Origin of the sequence: Thalassotalea ponticola, assembly GCF_041379045.1 — a bacterium.
GTDB lineage: Bacteria > Pseudomonadota > Gammaproteobacteria > Enterobacterales > Alteromonadaceae > Thalassotalea_A > Thalassotalea_A ponticola.
This window is the reverse complement of the sequence record NZ_CP166871.1, coordinates 1,030,536-1,050,925: the sequence shown is the minus strand read 5'-3', so window position 1 is coordinate 1,050,925 and position 20,390 is coordinate 1,030,536. Positions and strand designations below refer to the sequence as shown.

At 45.1% G+C, this 20,390-nt stretch carries 17 protein-coding genes; 8 read left to right on the top strand and 9 right to left on the bottom strand.

What is annotated here, in order from left to right; all coding sequences use genetic code 11:
- Positions 1–148: 148 nt before the first annotated feature.
- Complete coding sequence (locus tag ACAY30_RS04535) at positions 149–1,108, bottom strand: porin (RefSeq protein WP_290250627.1); 960 nt, start codon at positions 1,106–1,108, stop codon at positions 149–151.
- Between the two features lie 770 nt (positions 1,109–1,878).
- Here ACAY30_RS04535 and ACAY30_RS04530 point away from each other — a divergent pair.
- Positions 1,879–2,850 (top strand): PstS family phosphate ABC transporter substrate-binding protein, encoded by a 972-nt coding sequence (locus tag ACAY30_RS04530; protein WP_290250628.1) that lies wholly within the window; start codon positions 1,879–1,881, stop codon positions 2,848–2,850.
- Between the two features lie 60 nt (positions 2,851–2,910).
- Here the strand turns inward: ACAY30_RS04530 and ACAY30_RS04525 are convergent, their stop codons facing one another.
- Positions 2,911–3,408: a glycine cleavage system protein R gene (locus ACAY30_RS04525; RefSeq protein WP_290250629.1), complete on the bottom strand. Its 498-nt coding sequence runs from the start codon at positions 3,406–3,408 to the stop codon at positions 2,911–2,913.
- A gap of 198 nt (positions 3,409–3,606) precedes the next feature.
- On the opposite strand from ACAY30_RS04525, the gene ACAY30_RS04520 reads away from it, so the two are divergent.
- Positions 3,607–5,265 (top strand): Zn-dependent hydrolase, encoded by a 1,659-nt coding sequence (locus tag ACAY30_RS04520; RefSeq protein ID WP_290250913.1) that lies wholly within the window; start codon positions 3,607–3,609, stop codon positions 5,263–5,265.
- Positions 5,266–5,383: 118 nt separating this feature from the next.
- Here ACAY30_RS04520 and ACAY30_RS04515 read toward each other — a convergent pair whose 3' ends face one another.
- On the bottom strand, positions 5,384–6,511 hold the full coding sequence (locus ACAY30_RS04515; RefSeq protein ID WP_290250630.1) for a DUF4382 domain-containing protein: 1,128 nt from the start codon (positions 6,509–6,511) through the stop codon (positions 5,384–5,386).
- A gap of 441 nt (positions 6,512–6,952) precedes the next feature.
- The gene (thiI, locus tag ACAY30_RS04510; protein ID WP_290250631.1) at positions 6,953–8,419 is read right to left on the bottom strand and encodes a tRNA uracil 4-sulfurtransferase ThiI; all 1,467 of its coding nucleotides are present in this window, start codon (positions 8,417–8,419) and stop codon (positions 6,953–6,955) included.
- Between the two features lie 171 nt (positions 8,420–8,590).
- Between thiI and ACAY30_RS04505 the strand changes: the two genes are divergently transcribed.
- The 3 genes from ACAY30_RS04505 to dxs are packed head-to-tail and all read left to right on the top strand — an operon-like array spanning position 8,591 to position 11,604.
- Complete coding sequence (locus tag ACAY30_RS04505) at positions 8,591–8,836, top strand: exodeoxyribonuclease VII small subunit (RefSeq protein ID WP_371190125.1); 246 nt, start codon at positions 8,591–8,593, stop codon at positions 8,834–8,836.
- Complete coding sequence (ispA, locus tag ACAY30_RS04500) at positions 8,836–9,723, top strand: (2E,6E)-farnesyl diphosphate synthase (RefSeq protein ID WP_290250632.1); 888 nt, start codon at positions 8,836–8,838, stop codon at positions 9,721–9,723. The genes ACAY30_RS04505 and ispA overlap by 1 nt, the downstream gene beginning before the upstream one ends.
- Positions 9,724–9,738: 15 nt before the next feature.
- Positions 9,739–11,604 (top strand): 1-deoxy-D-xylulose-5-phosphate synthase, encoded by a 1,866-nt coding sequence (gene dxs, locus ACAY30_RS04495; RefSeq protein WP_290250633.1) that lies wholly within the window; start codon positions 9,739–9,741, stop codon positions 11,602–11,604.
- Between the two features lie 123 nt (positions 11,605–11,727).
- Here dxs and ACAY30_RS04490 read toward each other — a convergent pair whose 3' ends face one another.
- The 5 genes from ACAY30_RS04490 to ACAY30_RS04470 all read right to left on the bottom strand — a co-directional run bounded on the left by ACAY30_RS04490 (position 11,728) and on the right by ACAY30_RS04470 (position 17,826).
- On the bottom strand, positions 11,728–12,450 hold the full coding sequence (locus tag ACAY30_RS04490; protein WP_290250634.1) for a tetratricopeptide repeat protein: 723 nt from the start codon (positions 12,448–12,450) through the stop codon (positions 11,728–11,730).
- A gap of 194 nt (positions 12,451–12,644) precedes the next feature.
- The gene (locus tag ACAY30_RS04485) at positions 12,645–13,112 is read right to left on the bottom strand and encodes an RNA methyltransferase (protein WP_290250635.1); all 468 of its coding nucleotides are present in this window, start codon (positions 13,110–13,112) and stop codon (positions 12,645–12,647) included.
- Positions 13,113–13,273: 161 nt separating this feature from the next.
- Entirely contained in the window at positions 13,274–14,416 is a 1,143-nt protein-coding gene (gene dnaJ, locus ACAY30_RS04480) for a molecular chaperone DnaJ (protein ID WP_290250636.1), read from the bottom strand.
- Positions 14,417–14,533: 117 nt separating this feature from the next.
- A complete protein-coding gene (gene dnaK / locus ACAY30_RS04475) occupies positions 14,534–16,453 on the bottom strand; it encodes a molecular chaperone DnaK (protein ID WP_290250637.1) in 1,920 nt (639 codons plus the stop codon).
- Between the two features lie 308 nt (positions 16,454–16,761).
- Positions 16,762–17,826: a two-component system response regulator gene (locus ACAY30_RS04470; protein ID WP_290250638.1), complete on the bottom strand. Its 1,065-nt coding sequence runs from the start codon at positions 17,824–17,826 to the stop codon at positions 16,762–16,764.
- A gap of 321 nt (positions 17,827–18,147) precedes the next feature.
- Between ACAY30_RS04470 and ACAY30_RS04465 the strand changes: the two genes are divergently transcribed.
- From ACAY30_RS04465 to ACAY30_RS04455, 3 genes are all read left to right on the top strand, one after another.
- A complete protein-coding gene (locus tag ACAY30_RS04465; RefSeq protein ID WP_290250639.1) occupies positions 18,148–19,323 on the top strand; it encodes a hypothetical protein in 1,176 nt (391 codons plus the stop codon).
- A 27-nt stretch (positions 19,324–19,350) separates the two neighbouring features.
- A complete protein-coding gene (locus ACAY30_RS04460; protein ID WP_290250640.1) occupies positions 19,351–19,848 on the top strand; it encodes a M48 family metallopeptidase in 498 nt (165 codons plus the stop codon).
- A 61-nt stretch (positions 19,849–19,909) separates the two neighbouring features.
- Positions 19,910–20,386: a DUF2947 family protein gene (locus ACAY30_RS04455; RefSeq protein WP_290250641.1), complete on the top strand. Its 477-nt coding sequence runs from the start codon at positions 19,910–19,912 to the stop codon at positions 20,384–20,386.
- Positions 20,387–20,390: the final 4 nt, after the last annotated feature.

Sequence of the window (20,390 nt, the reverse complement as noted above, 5' to 3'; positions counted from 1 at the left end):
ATAACATCATGTGCTTATATATAATCCTATGTTTACAATACGTTTTTATAACTTTATTTGACTAATGTGATACTCTCGACACCAACGTTAAAACAATAAAAGCCATGCGCGAGCGCATGGCTTTTATTAGAGCGTATTAACTAACACATTAAAACTTGTATTCAATGCCAGTTGATAAAAAGGTGCTGTCTTCTTCACCTGTTAAGCTCTTATCGTTGTCAATCGAGGTTGCCCACGCAAACAATTTAGCGTTTTTCGCAAGCGCATAATCAACACCCACTGAGTAAGCCATGTACTCTACATCATCACCAAAATCTTCTTCTGCTGATTGTACTTGACCTTTTAAAGTAAAGTCATTGATCTTATATGCGGCGCTAACCATAACACCCGAGGTTTCGTTGCCTGACTCAACTTCTTCTTGATTATGTACAATCAAGCCTAACGTCAACGCACCAAACTTAGTTTGTGCACTTGCTCGCATGTTGTCATAGCCTTCAATATCACTATCAATTGCAATCGAAGCAAAAAATTGTGATTTCTTAAGTTTTGCGTCACCGTACATTAACGCTGCAGAAAAGCCATCGTCACCGTTATTTTTGCTTATTTGGTCTTTATCACCTTCTGCAACATAGGTAATACCAGCATAAAAATCACCGAACTTAGGGGTAGTGTAAGTTAAGGTTTCACCCATGCGGTTCTCACCTTTCCAAAGGTTTTTAATATCACCTTCGTAATCGCTGAATAAATCAATTTTACCCTGAGATTGCTTTAACATGGTATCGTTACGACCTAATAACACCGTACCGAAGTCGCCTTTTAAACCAACGTATTGGTTACGCGCTTTGATATTATCAGCGCTGTCATCAGCCATCTCTAACTGCATTTCCGCCTTGTAAACAACCGACAGGTTATCATTTACAGCCAGTTCACCATTAACTCCTAATCGAGATGCATTTGACTTTACTTCAGTGGTTTTTTCACCACCTTCATCAGAGCTTTGTAAACCAACATTTGCTTTACCGTAAAAGTTAATGTCGTTGCTCGCCATTGCTGGTGCACTCATAGCTGCTAATAAAGATACTGCGATAGTTGTTTTCGTTAAGTTCATTGTCTTAGTCCTATTAAACAAAATAGTTTTATCAGCTCACACCGGTTTGGTTTAACAAACAATACAAATAATTTGGGTGTCAGCCTTATTTGCCGCTAGTGTGCCATGAGTTTATGACACTTTTGTGACAATGTGTCATATTTTTGACAAAAAAAATGAACAGTTAATAACATGTTAATGACAATTTTAACGTACCTGTTGCGAGAATATCCCCCCCTGATAAGTCATCAACGATGGATGCCTAACGCTATGCGCAATTGATAAACGTGAGTTTGGGCAACGTTTATTGGCATTACGTGTGTGATTATCCCGTGCAGCATTGCTCTGTGGCAGTGTGGCTACCTCTACACAGCTGACCTCTGTTCTGTCGCTCACAAAGCCTGCTTTTGCCTCAATTTAGAGGATAACACAACGCGTGGTGAATAATGCGGTCAGATAACGACAGGATAAATGGTGACGCTTACCGCAAATTTGCTCTCACTTCACCCAAGTGTTGGTTTTCGAATAACTGAAATACCAATAGTGGTAAGACGGATACTGCATCCCGTGTTATTGGTGTTTTGAATCTTACACAGCAGCCTCAAAAAACATGCTTTGACTACAAACTTTGACTATAGCCCTAGCTTTCTACATAGCACTTCATGATCGCGCTAAGGTATCAATACGGCCTTAACAAAAAATGTTAATTGTCATAAAAGTGTCACACTTACGCATTAGTATTTGCATCGATAAAGTTAACAATTTAGATATTACTCTTGTGGAGATACACTATGAAACTTAAAAGCTTACTAACCGGTGTTGGTTTAGCTGTGGCATCACTTACCAGCTCAAACGCACTAGCGCTTGATGAAAACCTACCGGTATACAAAAAGACCAGTGGCATTTCAGGTAACTTATCATCTGTTGGTTCAGATACTCTTGCCAATATGATGACGTTTTGGGCGGAAGAATTTAAACGCACCTACCCAAGCGTTAATATTCAGATTCAAGCGGCTGGTTCATCTACTGCGCCGCCGGCATTGACTGAAGCGACGTCAAACATGGGCCCGATGAGCCGTAAAATGAAGTCAAAAGAAATTCAAGCGTTTGAGAAAAAATTTGGCTACAAGCCGACTGCGGTACGTGTAGCAATTGATGCACTAGCAGTATTTGTACATAAAGATAACCCCATCCAAGGTCTTAGTATTGAGCAAGTCGATGCGATTTTCTCTTCAAATCGCAAATGTAAAGGCGAGCAAGATATCAATCGTTGGGGCAAACTTGGCTTAGAGGGTGACTGGACTGGCAAAGACATCCAGTTATACGGTCGCAACTCCGTATCAGGCACTTACGGTTACTTCAAGGAGAAAGCACTGTGCAAAGGTGACTTCAAAAACACCGTTAACGAACAACCGGGTTCAGCATCGGTAGTACAGTCGGTTTCGGCATCACTTAACGGTATTGGCTACTCAGGTATTGGTTACAAAACCTCAGGCGTACGTGCATTACCTTTAAGCAAAAAAGGTACAAACTACGTTGAAGCAAATATGGAAAATGCGGTGTCGGGCGACTACCCTCTATCGCGTTACTTATATGTGTATGTAAACAAACACCCAAACAAGCCTCTTGCGCCAAAAGAAGCGGAGTTCTTAAAAATGGTGTTGTCAAAGCAAGGTCAAAAAATCGTTGAAAAAGACGGTTACATTCCGCTACCAGCATCGGTGGTAGAAAAAGAATTCAAAAAGCTAGGTCTGTCGTTGTAACAAACTCCCTCGCGCAAGTAAAAACGGCTCGCATTTGCGAGCCGTTTTTTTTTATCTTATTTAGATATTTACATCAACAATCAAGTCGTCTTCGATATCTTCAAGCGCACCGATTAATTGGGCTAAATGCTGCTCGGTATTAATGGCCACTAAAAGCGACGCCTTAAAAATAGGTTGACCAAAGTGCGGCGCATTGCCTTGACTGCTTACCAGTTTTACTAAGTTGCCATGGCTCTTGTGAATCACCGCTGAAATATCGCCAATAATACCGGGGCGGTCGTTGGCGGTAATATCGATGGCTATTTTTTTGTCGTTATACAGTACCGGCTCGGCAACTTTAATATGCATATCAAGCGCATCAAATGCACTTAGCTCATCAATCAATGCTTGTGCATTCTCCTTGGCGACCATCACCTCTAAAATACCGGCAAAGCACCCCGACAAATGGCGCATACTGCTGGTTTGCCAATTGCCTTTGTGACGTTTAATTATGGTCGCTAACTGTTCAACCAAACCTGGCTTGTCATCGCCTAAAAACGAAATCACCACATGTCTCATAATACGCCCTCGCCTAACACCAGAAAAAATATACGCTGTATTACTCATTAATAACAAAGCTTTGTATTCAAGTCCAATATTGGTTTTCGGTTATCGATGCCGGATTTAATCAACTGTTGCTTGCGAAACGCGTTGATTATTTTTATTCTCTTAGGGTTAATACAACCTATATTTGGGGAATATATTTTGAAGAAGACAATGAAACTGGCGAAAGTGACCGCTGCAATCGCATTAGCGACAACACTTTTTAGCTGTGATAATACGCACACTGCAACACATCACAGCGCACAGTTGTTACCAGAAGCACAATCTCGCTTAGATATTTATAAACAAGTCACCTTAAACGCCGACTTGAGCCACCTTAGCAATAACCAAAAGCAAATGTTGGCGCTGCTTATCGATGCCTCAAAAATTATGGATGAACTTTTTTGGCGTCAAGCATACGGTGATAATAAAGACCAATTTTTAGCGTCAATTGACGGTGCAAAGGCACAGCGTTTCGCCGAGATTAACTACGGTCCCTGGGATCGGTTAAACGGTGACAAGCCGTTTTTATCTGAGACCGACGTAAAGCCTATGGGGGCACAATTTTACCCAGCCGACATGAGTAAAGAAGAGTTTGAGCAAAGTCAGTTCAACGGTAAAGATGGCTTGTATACACTGGTGCGTCGAGACGAACAGGGAAAACTCTACGCTCAGCCTTACTCAGAAGCTTACGCTGAAGCACTTGAACGCGCAGCCGCTTTACTCAACAAAGCAGCAACGCTTGCCGAAGACAACGAGTTTGCCAATTACTTAACCATGCGTGCTAAGGCGCTTCTCACCGATAACTATCAACCGTCTGATTTTGCCTGGATGGATATGAAAAACAATCCCATTGACGTGGTTATCGGTCCAATTGAAACCTATGAAGATCAGTTATATGGTTATCGCGCCGCATTTGAATCGTATGTGTTAGTCAAAGACATGGCTTGGAGTGAAAAACTGGCCAAGTACGCTCAGTACCTACCCGAGTTACAAAAAGACTTACCGGTGGCAAAAAAATACAAAGCTGAAACACCGGGTTCAGATGCCGACTTAAACGCGTATGACGTAATTTACTACGCGGGTCACTCCAATGCGGGTAGCAAAACCATTGCCATTAACTTGCCCAATGACGAACAAGTGCAATTAGAAAAAGGCACCCGCCGTCTGCAGTTAAAAAATGCGATGCAAGCCAAGTTTGACCATATTTTGGTACCTATCGCCGAGCAACTTATCGCCGAAGACCAGCGTAAACATATCACTTTCAATGCGTTTTTTGCCAACACCATGTTTCACGAAGTGGCTCACGGTTTAGGCATTAAAAACACCATTAACGACAAGGGTACGGTGCGCAGTGCACTGAAAGAACACGCGTCGGCTTTAGAGGAAGGTAAAGCCGATATTTTAGGTTTGTATATGGTGCGACAACTGCTTGAAAAAGACGTTATCAGTGAAGGCCAACTAGAAGATTACTACACCACTTTTATGGCTGGTATTTTCCGCTCAGTGCGCTTTGGCGCAAGTTCTGCGCACGGTAAAGCCAATATGGTGCGCTTTAATTACTTTGCCGACCAGGGAGCATTCACCCGTGATGACCGTGGCTTGTATCGCGTTGACATGGCGAAAATGAGTGCGGCGATAGACTCGTTATCCGAGCGTATTTTAAGTTTGCAAGGCGATGGCGACTATCAAGGTGTGGCTGAGATGGTTACAGAGCTTGGCTTGATCAGAGAGCAACTGGCCAATGATTTAGCCAAGCTTGAAAAGGCCAATATTCCGGTTGATATCGTGTTTGAGCAAGGCAAGCAGGTACTGGGCTTAACCGCTCTTTAACCAAACCAACGCTAAGCAGGCATAAAAAAAGCGCTAAGAGCTTCTGTTCTTAGCGCTTTTTATTTAACAGGACAGCCGCTTGATAATTAGCGCGGCTCTATTGCCTTCTATTTACACTCTATTGGGCTTCAGTGGCAACGGGAAAATTGCTGATCACGGTTTCACCGGTCAGCACATTAACCACCGCGAGTTGATCCACAGGGTTGGCGATCAACAAACCGTCGTATTGCACTGGATCGTCTTGGTATCCTTCACCTGATACATTACAAGCAAAGGCCAGTGTGTAAACAGCATCATTGGCATCGACATCCGTAGCAAAGCCTTCACCGTTTGGAACAAAGCCAAATTGGTAGCGATACTCTACCACTTCACCAGCTGTACCGTTGTCATCTTCGACCATGACCTTTTCAACTTTTGTACTGGCAAATGGGGACACAGGGTTTTCTGGTAATGCGTCAGCACTTGGCACAATGTATTCGATATCATCGACGTCGATATTGTCGATGAGGTTTAGCTCATTGCCCGTTTGATCGCCTTGGTACAAGTACACCGTATGGCTTTCACCGGTACAGGTTGGCATTACGCCGCTTAGCTCAGACTCGTTAATTAACGCTACCAAATCGACATCGCCGGCGATATGACCACTGCTGCTACTGGCGGTGATACGTACCCCATGAGGCTTGACGATAAAGCCATTTTTAGCGGCATCATTTCCGCGCAACACCAACGACTGACGCAAATCAAACTCAACCGTATACGCTGGACCTTCTGCCGTTTGCGTTGCCCCCAAGACCACATCAAACTGACCGAGTTTTAAGCGCGTACTAGGTACTTTTAAATCGTATTGAACATCGTCGTCTAAGGTAACCCAAGATTGGCTATTATCAACCACAAGTTCCATCTTATAGCTTCCTAACGCCACTTCAATACCATCATCTTCATTGATAATGGTTAATTGATCCGAGCCCGTGTATTGCAGTAAGTCAACAGTGACCATATCCGCACCATCAAACGTGTCGATAACCACAGTATCGCGTCCGTTATCATCCGAGCCATCATCGCTATTTACAGGAATGAGTTTGATTTGGTCAATACTGACGACAACCTGTTTGGCTCCATCAACAGGTGCATCAGACACACCGAGTGAAAAAGCGACCTTGGTTTCGTTGTCACTATCACCGCCACAACCAACAAGAGAGAGAGCCAATGCGACTGCACCAGCTAAATTGGTAAATTTATTATTCATTATCTTAAACCCTAACATTATTGTTATAAATGAGCGCGCCAATAGGTTGCCAACGCTCTGGCTTATGCCAACACAAGCAAAGCCCTAGCACCAATTAAAGGTATAGGAGCTAATTTCTATTGCGCGCCCTTTCGTGCCTATCCTTGCTAGCTTGGGAGCTCGTCCCGTTAGCTAAGTACTGATTAGCGCATCGTTATCCTTGATACGCCAAAGTATAGTAAAAATGTCACGACAAGCCCAGTAGTTAACTGTACAGGGTGTGTACAGTTAACTACTGGATTAGGTTGAATCTCGTGAAATAACAAAGTTTACAGGGCCGCATTGCTCTGTCACATAGCCTGATAACGGGCGAGGGTGTCACCTAGCTTGCTCGTAATATGTAACAAAAAAGCCGGCGCAACATACGTTGCACCGGCTGATCATGTACAGAATGAATTATCGCTATTGTGGGCGGTACACCTTCACATTGGCAAAACCGCTTTCGTGTAAATACAAAGCTTGTAGTTTGCTCATCACCCCGCGGTCACAATACAGTAAGTAGGTTTTGTCTTGCGCCAAATCACCAAACTGCGTTGCTAACTTGTAAAAAGGAATGTGCTTAACCTCGACGTGCTCAAGGTCGAGCGGTTTCGCATCTTCTTCTTCTGGGCTGCGAATATCCAATACCACGTGCTCGGCACCGGCATCGGCAACCATCTCAACCTCTTGGATGGTTTGCACTTCCTGCTCTGTTTCAGCATTGATGTCGCGAACGTCCATTACCCGCGCTTGCTCTACCACGCGTTCGATTAAACTTAGGTCAAAATTCGCTTCTTCCGCTTCGATTTTTGACAACACCGCTTTCACGGTTGGCTTTTGCGAAATGACGCCGCAGTACTCCGGCATTACTTTAGCAAAATCTTCGGTACCAATTTGGCGGGCAATATCAATAATATCTTGCTTGTCATAGACCGTTAACGGGCGCAAAATAAGTTTTTCCGTTACTCTGTCGATAACCCCGAGGTTGGTTAGTGTTTGGCTTGACACCTGCCCCAAGGCTTCTCCGGTAACGAGCGCTTCAATGCCCATTTTATCAGCCACTAGCGTTGCTGCGCGCATCATCATCCGCTTCAACACCACGCCCATTTGACCGTTGTCGATTTTCTCAAGTATCTCGGCGACAACAGGCTCAAAATCAACGGCAATAAATTTCACTTTATGCGATGCGCCGTACTTATTCCACAGGTAATAGCTCACCTGCTTAACCCCTAATTCATGGGCGGCACCACCTAAATTGAAAAAGCAAAAATGGGTACGAGCGCCCTTTTTGATCATTTGATAACTGGCGACGCCTGAATCAAATCCGCCAGACATCAGCGATAACACATCTTCTTGAGTTGGAATTGGAAAGCCGCCTAACGCTTGGTGACGCTCACTGATGATAAACAGCCTGTCTCGATTGACCTCGATGCGAATGGTTACATCCGGCTTTTTCAACTGTACTCGTGCCGATTCAACACTTTGATTCAACCCGCCACCGACGTATTGCTCTAGCTGCAGCGAGCTAAAGTCATGCTCTCCCACCCGTTTAGCTCGCACACAAAAGCTTTTATTTTCAATCGTATGAGCGTGTATTGCTAAGGTTTTTTCAAAGCAGTCATGCATCGACTCAAACGGATATTCAACCACTTCGAGAAAATGCGTGATGCCGGGAATGCACTTAAGTGTTTCAATTAACTTAAGGCGGTTTTCAATAGATTGCGATGTACTGGTTACTTCGATATTGTCCCAGTTCATCTTAGTGCGAACGTTATCGTCAACGCGACGCAATACATTTTTGATGTTCGACTCTAAGATTTTGGTGAAGCGTTTGCGCACGGGACGCGACTTAATGGTAATTTCAGGTTGTAACTTTACGATAAATTTCATTATCAAAACCGAGCGATTAAAAAAACTGAGGTATTATACACGAACGATAAAGCGATTCGCCAATGTATGTAGGTATTTAAAGTCTATACCATTTCTCGGCAATACAGGTTAAAATGAACGTTTATTCATGAACGAGCTCGGGATAAACTCGAAGCAATAACGGTGATAACAGTGAAAAAGCCTGAAAATCAAAGCTTTGAAGAGTCTATTACAGAGTTAGAAGATATTGTAGCTCAATTAGAACAAGGTGAATTGTCGCTCGAAGATTCAATGAAATTATTTGAGCGCGGATTGGCGTTAAGCCAAGCAAGCCAAAAAAAACTGGACACTGCTGAGCAAAAGATCCAAATACTACTCAACAAAAATGGCGAGCAACAGCTTGCGCCATTTAACCCTAGTGACGACACAGAAATCTAATGCAGTTGCACAACCTAGCCGATTATCAACAACGTATCGATGCGTATTTAACTAACCAGTTAGATAACCTGGAGTGTAACGATCCCCGTTTACTAGCGGCAATGCGCCATGGTTTATTGATTGGTGGCAAGCGAATGCGCCCTTATTTGGCCTACATTACCGCGGACATGTTGCAATTAGATTTGGCCGACATCGATCCTATCGCCGGCGCATTGGAGTGTATTCACGCCTATTCATTGATTCACGATGACTTGCCAGCAATGGATGATGACGAACTGCGCCGTGGGCAGCCCACGTGCCATATCAAATTTGACGAAGCGACCGCTATATTAGCCGGTGACGCGTTGCAAAGCTTAGCCTTTGATATCATAGCAAACCATCAATTTAGACACATTGACGCCCAGGGCCAATTGCAACTTGTTCAACAGTTAGCACGTGCCGCCGGTTATGTCGGTATGTGCGGTGGACAGGCCATGGATTTAGCGGCGACCGACAAGCAAGTCAGCCTTGAACATTTGCAAACTATCCACAAGCTAAAAACCGGTGCGTTATTGAGCGCATCGATCATGATGCCTGCGAGCTGTTGTCGCGAGTTGTCGGCGCAGGCAACTAGTGCGTTGCGCCGGTTTGCTGAACAAATCGGCCTCGCATATCAAGTTCACGATGATATTATTGACATAACCAGTAACGACGAGACGTTGGGGAAACCGTCAGGATCTGATCTGCAAGCAAACAAATCTACGTATCCTGCATTACTCGGCTTACAAGGCGCGATTGAAAAAGAACAACAGCTGTTCGAAAATGCCCTTAGCGCTTTAGCTACGTTACCTTATGACACCCAAGGTTTAGCTGATTTTTCAACGTTTATCATTAAACGTGCCCATTAAATATATTTGATTATTATGACTATAGAAATGTCTGATTACCCATTGCTAGCAACGATAGACGAGCCTCATCAATTGCGCAGTCTTGCTCAGGACCAACTAGAGCAAGTCAGCAATGAGTTGCGCCAGTACCTACTCAACTCGGTGAGTAAGAGCAGTGGTCACTTTGCCTCTGGATTAGGTGCGATAGAGCTCACCGTTGCCTTACATTACGTGTATAACACCCCGTTTGACAATCTTATTTGGGATGTAGGTCATCAAGCCTATGGGCACAAAATTTTGACCAAGCGTCGCGATCAACTGCACAGTATTCGACAAAAAGACGGGCTACACCCGTTTCCTTGGCGTGAAGAAAGTGAATACGACGTACTCAGTGTTGGTCATTCGAGTACCTCGATTTCAGCCGCACTGGGCATGACTGTAGCCGCAGAAAAAGAAGGCAAAGGACGCAAAACGGTTGCTGTTATTGGCGATGGCGCAATGACCGCAGGTATGGCGTTTGAAGCGTTAAACCACGGTGGCGATATTCACAAAGATATGCTCATTGTGTTGAACGACAACGAAATGAGCATTTCAGAAAACGTCGGTGCATTAAACAAACACTTAGCCAAATTGCTCTCCGGTAGTTTATACACTGGTCTCAAAGAAAGCTCGAAACGCATTTTAAACTCTATTCCGCCGATCAAAGAATTGGCGTCGCGAGCAGAAGAGCACATCAAGGGTATGGTGGTACCGTCAACATTTTTTGAAGAATTGGGCTTTAACTACATCGGCCCCATCGACGGTCACGATGTCAACGCTTTGGTCGATACCATTCGCAATATGCAGCACCTCAAGGGGCCGCAAATTTTGCATGTGGTGACCAAAAAAGGTAAAGGTTATGAGCAAGCAGAGCAAGATCCAATCAAGTATCACGCGGTACCTAAATTTGATCCGAGCAGCCAATCGTTACCGAAAAGCGCACCAGGTTTGCCCACCTACTCTAAGGTTTTTGGTGACTGGCTATGTGCGATGGCGGAGCAGGACGACAAGCTAGTCGCAATCACTCCGGCAATGCGCGAAGGCTCGGGTATGGTTGAATTTAGTCAGCGCTTCCCCGATAAGTACTTTGACGTAGCCATCGCAGAGCAACACGCAGTAACTTTTGCAGCGGGTTTGGCCATTGGTGGCAACCACCCGGTGGTGGCTATTTATTCGAGCTTTTTACAGCGCGCTTATGACCAGTTAATTCACGACGTTGCGATTCAAAACCTACCGGTGTTGTTTGCTATCGATCGCGCTGGTATTGTTGGTGCCGATGGTCCGACACATCAAGGCGCATTTGACTTGAGCTTTATGCGTTGTATCCCGAATATGGTGATCATGTGTCCTGCCGATGAATCGGAATGCCGTTTGATGCTCACCACTGGACACAAACACAATGGACCTGCTGCCGTGCGCTACCCGCGCGGCAATGCAATCGGCGTTGAATTACAGCCAATTGATCAGACCATAGAAATTGGTAAAGGGCGGGTACAACGCAAGGGTGAAAACGTTGCCATTTTGTCGTTTGGCACCATGCTGCAAGTGGCCGTACAAGCCGCAGACGAGATCAATGCCAGCGTCGCCGATATGCGCTTTGCCAAGCCACTCGATAAGACACTTATCGATGATTTAGCCGCCTCTCACGACTACATTGTTACGGTAGAAGACAATGCCGTTGCCGGTGGCGCGGGCTCTGCGGTAAACGAATATATGCTCGCCCAAGGTTATGCCAACAAGATGCTTAACATCGGTTTACCCGATGAATTTATCAAGCACGGTACGCAAGCTGAAATCCACCAAGAGCTGGGCATTGATGCAGCAGGCTTGATCGCTAAGATCACCGGGTTTTGTCAAGGCTAGACAGGCACCGAATTGCGCTTAAGCTAAGCGCTGTAGACGACATAAAAAAAGCTATAACGACAATCCGTTATAGCTTTTTTTTTCGCCCGCATATCAACCTAGTTCACCCAGCACACCAGATCTTTATTGTTGCCAACTAAATGGCTTGTATTCGTTTTCTTTGGGGGCTATTTTTAAATACAATTGATCAGCTTGTTCGCGAGCGCGCTTTATTTGATCTCGCGATAGCTCCCGAGAGTCCATATCCATACTTTGCTCAGCTGGGCCGTAACCGTTAAACGCCGCTACGCGATTCCAAATATAAGACTGCTGTATATCCTTGGAAACGCCCTTACCCTCGTAATACAAAATAGCTAAATTAAACTGAGCCAAAGCGTAGTTTTGTTTCGCCGCGTCTTCGTACCACGTTGCCGCCTTGACGAAGTTTTGACTGGTGTTAACCCCGTGGTGATACATCAACGCTAAGTTGTATTGTGCGGCAGCCAAACCTTTTTGTGCAGCCCTGCGCGTGTATTCAAAGCCTTGGCGTTTATTAACCGGTGTTCCACGCCCTTCTAAATACATTTGTGCCAAATTGAACTGTGCTTCGGCAATGCCTCGATTGGCCGCGCGTTGATACAATTCAAACGCTTTAATATCGCTTTTTTCTACCCCTCGCCCAGTTTCGTACAAACCCGCTTGGTGATAAAGAGCAACGGGGTGACCTAATTCTACCATCGGTTTCAACTCTTCAACGGCACCGATAAAATCACCGCGATTGATCATTTCCACAGCCTCTTGGATTTCAGCGAAAGCCGGTTGGCTCGCTATCAGCCAAAGCATGGCCGTTATCGTTTTTTTGTTCATCTCTCTCCCCAATCTAGCTACCAGGTTTACTAACGCTTGGCCTGGTGCGCTGATAAAACGCTACGCTATTGATATTGTAGCAAAACTCGTTTGCACAAGTTAATGTGCTAAGGTTAACTTGACGTTGACAAACCACCTACTATAACAGACAAAAACACGGTGATATTGTTCAACTAATTGTATCTAAGCCCGATTTACGTTGGCTTTTTAAGCTGACGGTCATAGAGGACTATCGAACCTGCCACCGAGACATTTAAACTGTATTCGCCCGGTAGCTTGATCAGCTGGTGACAACGCGCGATCACATCGCGTGGTAAACCCGACTGCTCATTACCCAGTAAATACACACATCGGCATGGGTGTTGATAGGTAGCAATATCAACTGCCCTATCGTCGAGCTCGACGCCAACAAGACGCGTATCATAAGGTAAGTGATCGATTAAATCGTCCATGTCGCGGTAGTGAAATAACGGAATCTTCTGCCAGGTATTAATCACATCACTGGTGTGCTTTTTATATTTGCTGTCAACGGTAAAGATAAAAGCAGCGCCCATAATATAAGCACTGCGCCACAAGGTGCCGATATTTACTTGCTCTTTGTTGTTAAACACACCAATACCAAAGAAGCCATTGGCTGGGTATTGCTGTTTTAATCTAGCCATAATGCCTACACATGAGTTATTAATATTGGCCGTCATTCCAGTATGTTTTTGGCTGGAACCTCCTAGGAGCTGTCGGTCTTCACCTAGATGACGGCTAATAGTTTCAAAATTTTGAGCGACTATGTATAACAAAAAAAGGCTGCACTGCAGCCTTTTCGATATTATTTTAATGAGTCAAAGAACTTCTTTACGCCATCAAAAAAGCCTTGCTCTTTGGGGCGATATCGAGCGGCATCCGCGCCCTCGCCCATGCTTTCCTGCAGCTTCTCTAGTAGCTCAACTTGTTCGCTATTTAGATTCACCGGTGTTTCAATGACCACTTTACACATTAAATCACCCGTCACTGCGCTGCGAACTGACTTCACACCTTTACCGCGCATGCGGAACATTTTTCCGGTTTGCGTTTCGCTTGGAATTTTCAGTTTCACCTTGCCGTCTAGCGTCGGTACTTCAATCTCGCCACCTAACGCCGCTTTGGTAAAGCTAATCGGTACTTCACAGTAAAGGTTGTTTTCATCACGGACGAATATTTCGTGATCGCGAACGTTAACCTGAACGTAAAGATCGCCCGCAGGAGCGCCCATTTCACCCGCTTCGCCTTCACCGGTTAAGCGAATGCGATCGCCAGTGTCCACGCCTGCTGGGATTTTCGCCGATAGGGTTTTGGTTTTCTTAACGCGACCTTGACCGTGACATGAAGTACACGGGTCTTTGATAACCTTACCGCGTCCTGAACAGGTTGGACAGGTTTGCTGAACGGCAAACATGCCTTGGCGCATTTGCACTTGGCCGTGACCGTGACAAGTTTGACAGGTACTTGCCGAAGAGCCTTTTTTCGCACCTGAACCATCACACGGCTCACAGTTTACGTAGGTCGGCACTTTTAGTTCGACTGTTTTACCTTTTACCGCTTCTTCTAGACTCATGTCTAGGTTGTAGCGTAAATCGGCACCACGGCGCGCGTGTGACTGGCCACCTCGACCTCGGCCACCACCAAAAATATCGCCAAATACGTCGCCAAAGATATCGCCAAAGTCAGCACCACCGCCACCAAAGCCGCCACCGCCAAAGCCACCTTGCTCAAACGCTGCATGGCCGTATTGATCGTAGGCTGCACGCTTTTGCGAGTCGTTAAGCACTTCATAAGCTTCTTTGACTTGCTTAAACTGCTCTTCTTTGTCTTTGTCGCCTTTGGTGCGATCGGGATGAAACTTCATCGCCATACGCTTGTAGGCTTTCTTAATTTCGCGCTCTCCTGCGTCTTTTGACACACCGAGCACTTCATAATAATCGCGTTTTGACATACCTGTATTTACTTCTGTTTAGGCCAGCTGAATGTTCAGCTTGTGGATCAAACAATAAAGCGCTGAGATCAATAATTGACAACAGCGCTCTATCTCAATGATTAACCGTACGGTTAATTATTTTTTGTCGTCTTTGACTTCTTCAAACTCTGCGTCAACAACGTCATCTGCAGGTTTTGCTTGCGGCTCAGCTTGCTCTGCGCCACCTTGTGCAGCTTGTGCCTTGGCTTGAGCGATTTCCATCAATTTCGCCGATGCTTCCATTACCGCTTGAGATTTTGCTTCAATCGCGTCTTTGTCATCGCCTTTGATTGCCGCGTCAAGTTCAGATAAAGCCGCTTCGATTTTCTCTTTGTCTTCGCTTGGCAAGTCGTCGCCCGCTTCAGTGATTTGAGTGCGCGTAGCGTGTGCCATCGCATCCGCTTGGTTGCGCGCGCTCACTAGCTCTTCAAATTTCGCATCCGCATCAGCGTTTGCTTCTGCATCGCGTACCATTTGCTCTACTTCATCGTCCGACAGACCTGAAGATGCCTTAATGGTGATCTTCTGCTCTTTGCCTGTGTTCTTATCTTTCGCTGTTACGTGCAGAATACCGTCCGCATCGATGTCGAATGTCACTTCGATTTGCGGTACACCACGTGGCGCTGGATCAATACCTTCTAGGTTAAATTGACCAAGAGACTTGTTCAGTGATGCTTGCTTACGCTCACCTTGAACAACGTGTACAGTTACCGCTGCTTGGTTGTCTTCCGCCGTTGAGAAGGTTTGCGATTGCTTGGTTGGAATCGTCGTATTCTTCTCGATAACCTTGGTCATTACGCCACCCATGGTCTCGATACCCAATGACAATGGCGTTACGTCTAGTAGTAGAACGTCGGTTACATCACCAGCAAGAACACCCGCTTGTACCGCTGCACCAGAAGCTACCGCTTCGTCAGGGTTAACGTCTTTACGCGGCTCGCGACCAAAGAAGTCTGTTACCATTTTTTGTACTAGTGGCATACGTGTTTGACCACCAACTAGGATAATATCAGTCACTTCTGAGGTTGATAAATCTGCGTCAGCAAGAGCGACTTTTAACGGCTCAAGTGTGGCTTTAACCATGTCTTCAACTAATGACTCTAGCTTAGCGCGAGTCACTTTGATGTTCATGTGCTTAGGACCCGTTGCATCGGCAGTGATGTACGGTAAGTTAACATCTGTTTGTTGTGCAGACGACAACTCACACTTAGCTTTTTCAGCAGCTTCTTTTAAGCGCTGCATCGCCAGTGGATCTTTAGTTAAGTCAATTGACTGTTCTTTTTTGAACTCTTCAACTAGGTAGTTGATTAAGCGGTTATCGAAGTCTTCACCACCTAAGTGAGTGTCACCGTTAGTCGCAAGTACTTCAAAGGTGTGCTCGCCTTCAACTTCATCAATTTCGATGATTGAAATATCGAATGTACCACCACCAAGGTCGTATACGGCTACAACGCGATCACCTTTTTGCTTGTCCATACCGTAAGCAAGGGCTGCCGCTGTTGGCTCGTTGATAATACGCTTTACGTCTAAACCAGCGATGCGACCAGCATCTTTGGTTGCTTGACGTTGTGAGTCGTTAAAGTATGCAGGTACTGTGATAACAGCTTCGGTTACTTCTTCACCGAGGTAATCTTCTGCTGTTTTCTTCATTTTCTTTAGAACTTCAGCCGATACTTGTGGTGGTGCCATAAGTTGACCTTTGGCTTCAACCCAAGCGTCGCCATTGTCGGCCTTTTTGATAGCAAATGGCATGATTTCAATATCGCGCTGAACTTCTTTGTCTTCAAAGCGACGACCAATTAGGCGCTTAATAGCAAATAATGTATTTTCAGGGTTTGTTACAGCCTGACGCTTAGCTGGTTGACCAACTAACGTTTCACCGTCTGCTGTGTACGCAATAATTGAAGGGGTTGTGCGATCGCCTTCTGCGTTTTCAATAACTTTAACTTTGTCGCCGTCTAGAACCGCAACACAAGAGTTAGTTGTCCCTAGGTCAATACCAATAATTTTGCCCATCTTGAGGATCTCCGAAAAAAAATTTAATTACATCTTAGATATATTGGTAAGTGGGGCGTGGCCAATATTTTTTCAATAGGAAATTTAAAAAAAACTACAAAAAATTAAAAAAACTTAGTTTTTATAGGGAAAAGTCTGTATTTGCCTTGCGATTAGGGCTGTTGGTGGCGGTATTGCGTCGATATTATCACCAAACTAACGGTCAACACAGTCGGTTTGATAAAACGATTGTTACCGTGCTGATAAAAAACACAACCATCGCCAATACTGGCCGTGGTGATTGTGCCAATATCAGCCGACGTTTGTGGTTAAGGCACTTTATTGCCAAACAGCTGTTGTTCATGGGCATCGTTGTATTGCTGCATCACGTGTTTGACTTGTTGTTCACAGGCGATAAAGGCAGTTACCAAGTCTGGATCGAATATGGATCCTGCATGCTGCTGTAGGTAGTCAATCGCCTGCTGGTAAGTCCACGCTTGTTTATAGGGCCGCTCTGAGGTTAGCGCATCAAACACATCAGCTACTGTGATAATACGCGCACTTAACGGAATGGCAGAACCTGCTATGCCGTGCGGGTAGCCTGAGCCGTCGTACTTTTCATGGTGATACAAACACACCTCTCTTGCCATGGTAAGTAACGCAGAGCTGTTTAAACCGATAATATCAGCGCCGTATTCAACGTGCTTTTGCATTTCTTGACGCTCGTGATGATCGAGTTTGGCGGGTTTCATCAAAATTGAGTCGGCGATGCCAATTTTGCCGATATCATGCATCGGGGCAGCGTTATACAACAGTTCTACCCATTCGTCACTGGCGCCTATTTGCTCTGCTAGCAATTTGGCATAATAACTCATCCGCACCACGTGCATCCCCGTTTCGTTGTCTTTGTATTCAGCGGCACGCCCTAGGCGGCGAATAATTTCAAGCCGAGTGTGTTCCAACTCTTGGGTGCGCTTAGCAACCAAAGCATTGAGCTGCTGTCGGCGATGATACAGTGCTAAGTGAGTGCGTACTCGCGCCCGAACAATAGGTACACTGACGGGTTTGGTAATGTAATCAACGGCACCTAAAGACAACCCCTTTTGCTCGTCTTGCTCCTCACTTTTGGCGGTAACGAAGATCACCGGAATCGCTGCGGTGATCGGATTGGCTTTTAATTGTCGGCAAACTTCATAGCCATCCATGCCAGGCATCATTACATCGAGTAAAATTAAATCAGGCTTGGGTTTTGTCGTGGCGATCAGCAAAGCAAGCTCACCGTTTTTGGCGGCTTTGACCTTGTACTCAGAACGCAAAATTTGCCGCAAAATATCAATATTGTCGGCATTGTCGTCAACAACCAATACGGTTATTGGAGTGGCACGGCTATTCATTGTCGGTTCGCTATGGTGACTTGGGTTAACACGAGCATTAAATTTGATGCTGGTAACGTTTATGCTAGCCAACTATTGCCTAAACGCAACCGCGACATCCGTTTACACTCGCCGTTTATACTCGCTGCTTTTCTGGCTGTTTATTCATCTGTATTACCCGACAAATAACATATTTTAACTCTGGGTTACTTTTGTCTGATGGTTTATTGAGCGTTTGTTAAAAAATTCACAAAAAGCTACAGAGTTTGCCTTGCTATCAATTGCCATCTCGGTAGAATCGCCGCCCTTAATCTCGATTCCCGAATTGGAGCTGTGCCTTAAATGAGAAAGCTGCTTACTCTTCCTGCTAAATTAAACACCTGCCCTGTTGAAGATGCGATCTACCAAAATGCATTGACCTGTATTACCGATCTTGCCCTGAATTTAATGGCGGTAAAAGTTAACGATTACCCCGAAGACTTTCTCGGCTGGTGCCAAAAGCTACTTCACGTCTGTGAAAAAGAGATCAATTTTGACTTACTCGATGACAAGCAACTACCGGTTTTGAAAAAACTCGAAGAGTGTTTGTCGCAAGGTATTTCACAAGTGCAGCTAAAAATGCTTCGCGTCGCACCTTGGCCAATTTTTTATCAGGCTATTGATGCAATGGCCGAGCGCCAATCACTGGCGGAGCGCAAACGCTTACTCGAGTACATTAATACAATTCGCCAACTGCCGTTAAGCGAGTTGAGTTTGGTTGACTTGCAAACTATCGCAGGTAAGCACAGCGCCAATCACGATATCGACAACTACCCATTCGACGTTGAATGGTTTGGCTCGACCAAAGCAGCCAAAACATTTCATCGTTTACTGGTTAATCACACCGAGTTGTTTGAACAAGCGCTCAGTCACATTCCGTTGCAAGGCGAGGTTGAAAAAACTCACTACAGCCAGTTTGTAACCGACTACAAAGCGATATTTGCGCTGCATGGTGACGGTGATAAAGCACCACTTATGCCGGCAACGCGTTTGCTGGCAATGCGTCGTCCGGATGTTTTTGTGCCGATCACCAATGGCAAATTATCGGCGTTTTGCAAAGGTTTAAATATTACTAAATTTAGCAACCAAGATTTTGACGCCTACTACACCGAGCTCATTCAAGTACTACCGGTACTCGCCTGGTATCGCTGTGACATGCCAGAAGACGATGAACAAGCCTTTATTTGGCAACATCGAGCACTGATGTTTGATTTGTTTTTTTACGCCGATGAAGGCCAAGCAGCTCGCTCAAACTACGTGCGTATGCGCGATAAGCCAAAAGCGGTTAAAGTCAGCGCAGGTATCAATAAAGCCGGCAAGCGCAGTAAAGAAACGGCGGCGATGATCGTTGATAAAGCGCTAGCTGAAGACGGCGTAGAAGACTTTCTTCACGACTTGCGCGATACCTTGATCAAAAGTGTAAGTAACGGTAAAAGTGTTGAACAAGCTATGCAATTAATGCGCAGCATATTTGGCTAAAATAAACACGCCCTAGCAATGAGTACCATGAACTACTTACAAGGCTATCCCCCAGCTATTGTTGAGCAAGCAGAAAAACTGCTTGCTGACAATGTGCTTGGCAATTGGTTATTAGCGCGGTACCCGAGCTGTCATCAAATTGCTAACGATGGGCAATTACGCGATTACGTGCTCAACCTCAAACAGCGTTACTTAAAGAAATCGGCGGTGTTGAACAAGGTGTGTTTTGACAATAAAATTCACGTCATCAACAATGCCCTAGGCTTACACAGCTACATTACCAAAGTACACGGCAACAAGCTTAAGCGCAGTAATGAAATACGCATAGCCCAATTGTTTAAGCGAACTCCAGAGCCGTTTTTAAAAATGATTTGTGTGCACGAATTAGCACATCTAAAAGAAAAACAGCACAACAAGGCATTTTATCAATTGTGTGAGCACATGATGAGTGATTATCATCAGGTTGAATTACATTTACGCCTTTATTTGACCCAAATTGATAAATACGGGCCGTTATATCATTAATTTAGCAGACAGTTTGTTATAATCAGGCAATCTAATCGACAACCTGCAGAAACTATCGGCAATGAATTACATCAATTTAGATGAGCTAAAATACGCTTGGGTATTTCGCTTTAAACAACTGCCCATTAGCGATGATGATCGCCAGCACATAAAAGCCATGACCACGGCGCGTTCAGCCACATTGTGGGGGCAATTTATCGCGAAGCACGCCGACCACCCAGACTTTATCGATGAGCGAGACTGGCCTGGTCAAAGCAATACATGGCAGGAAAACGGCAACTGGCAAGATGCGTGGGAGAGTGACGATGACGCTTTACCTGAGCTGCTTAGCGATTACCTTAGCGATTGGCAAGATAACGCCACCGTTTATTTTTGCAATTCGCGCAAACAAGTCATAGAAACTCGCTTTGATGTGTTTATTCGCTGTTGGAAAAACTTCTTAATGATGGATGATGGGCCACTGTTAATTGCCAAAAAAGCCAAACAAGCGGTGCAGTTTTTTCCCGACGGCAGTTACCGTTTAGGTCTGCGCCCGTAAGATC

What these genes read in the sequence shown, in the direction of transcription:
- ACAY30_RS04535 (WP_290250627.1), bottom strand. Translation starts at nt 1,108, where the DNA reads ATGAACTTAACGAAAACAACTATCGCAGTATCTTTATTAGCAGCTATG.
- ACAY30_RS04530 (WP_290250628.1), top strand. Translation starts at nt 1,879, where the DNA reads ATGAAACTTAAAAGCTTACTAACCGGTGTTGGTTTAGCTGTGGCATCA.
- ACAY30_RS04525 (WP_290250629.1), bottom strand. Translation starts at nt 3,408, where the DNA reads ATGAGACATGTGGTGATTTCGTTTTTAGGCGATGACAAGCCAGGTTTG.
- ACAY30_RS04520 (WP_290250913.1), top strand. Translation starts at nt 3,607, where the DNA reads ATGAAACTGGCGAAAGTGACCGCTGCAATCGCATTAGCGACAACACTT.
- ACAY30_RS04515 (WP_290250630.1), bottom strand. Translation starts at nt 6,511, where the DNA reads ATGAATAATAAATTTACCAATTTAGCTGGTGCAGTCGCATTGGCTCTC.
- thiI (WP_290250631.1), bottom strand. Translation starts at nt 8,419, where the DNA reads ATGAAATTTATCGTAAAGTTACAACCTGAAATTACCATTAAGTCGCGT.
- ispA (WP_290250632.1), top strand. Translation starts at nt 8,836, where the DNA reads ATGCAGTTGCACAACCTAGCCGATTATCAACAACGTATCGATGCGTAT.
- dxs (WP_290250633.1), top strand. Translation starts at nt 9,739, where the DNA reads ATGACTATAGAAATGTCTGATTACCCATTGCTAGCAACGATAGACGAG.
- ACAY30_RS04490 (WP_290250634.1), bottom strand. Translation starts at nt 12,450, where the DNA reads ATGAACAAAAAAACGATAACGGCCATGCTTTGGCTGATAGCGAGCCAA.
- ACAY30_RS04485 (WP_290250635.1), bottom strand. Translation starts at nt 13,112, where the DNA reads ATGGCTAGATTAAAACAGCAATACCCAGCCAATGGCTTCTTTGGTATT.
- dnaJ (WP_290250636.1), bottom strand. Translation starts at nt 14,416, where the DNA reads ATGTCAAAACGCGATTATTATGAAGTGCTCGGTGTGTCAAAAGACGCA.
- dnaK (WP_290250637.1), bottom strand. Translation starts at nt 16,453, where the DNA reads ATGGGCAAAATTATTGGTATTGACCTAGGGACAACTAACTCTTGTGTT.
- ACAY30_RS04470 (WP_290250638.1), bottom strand. Translation starts at nt 17,826, where the DNA reads ATGAATAGCCGTGCCACTCCAATAACCGTATTGGTTGTTGACGACAAT.
- ACAY30_RS04465 (WP_290250639.1), top strand. Translation starts at nt 18,148, where the DNA reads ATGAGAAAGCTGCTTACTCTTCCTGCTAAATTAAACACCTGCCCTGTT.
- ACAY30_RS04460 (WP_290250640.1), top strand. Translation starts at nt 19,351, where the DNA reads ATGAACTACTTACAAGGCTATCCCCCAGCTATTGTTGAGCAAGCAGAA.
- ACAY30_RS04455 (WP_290250641.1), top strand. Translation starts at nt 19,910, where the DNA reads ATGAATTACATCAATTTAGATGAGCTAAAATACGCTTGGGTATTTCGC.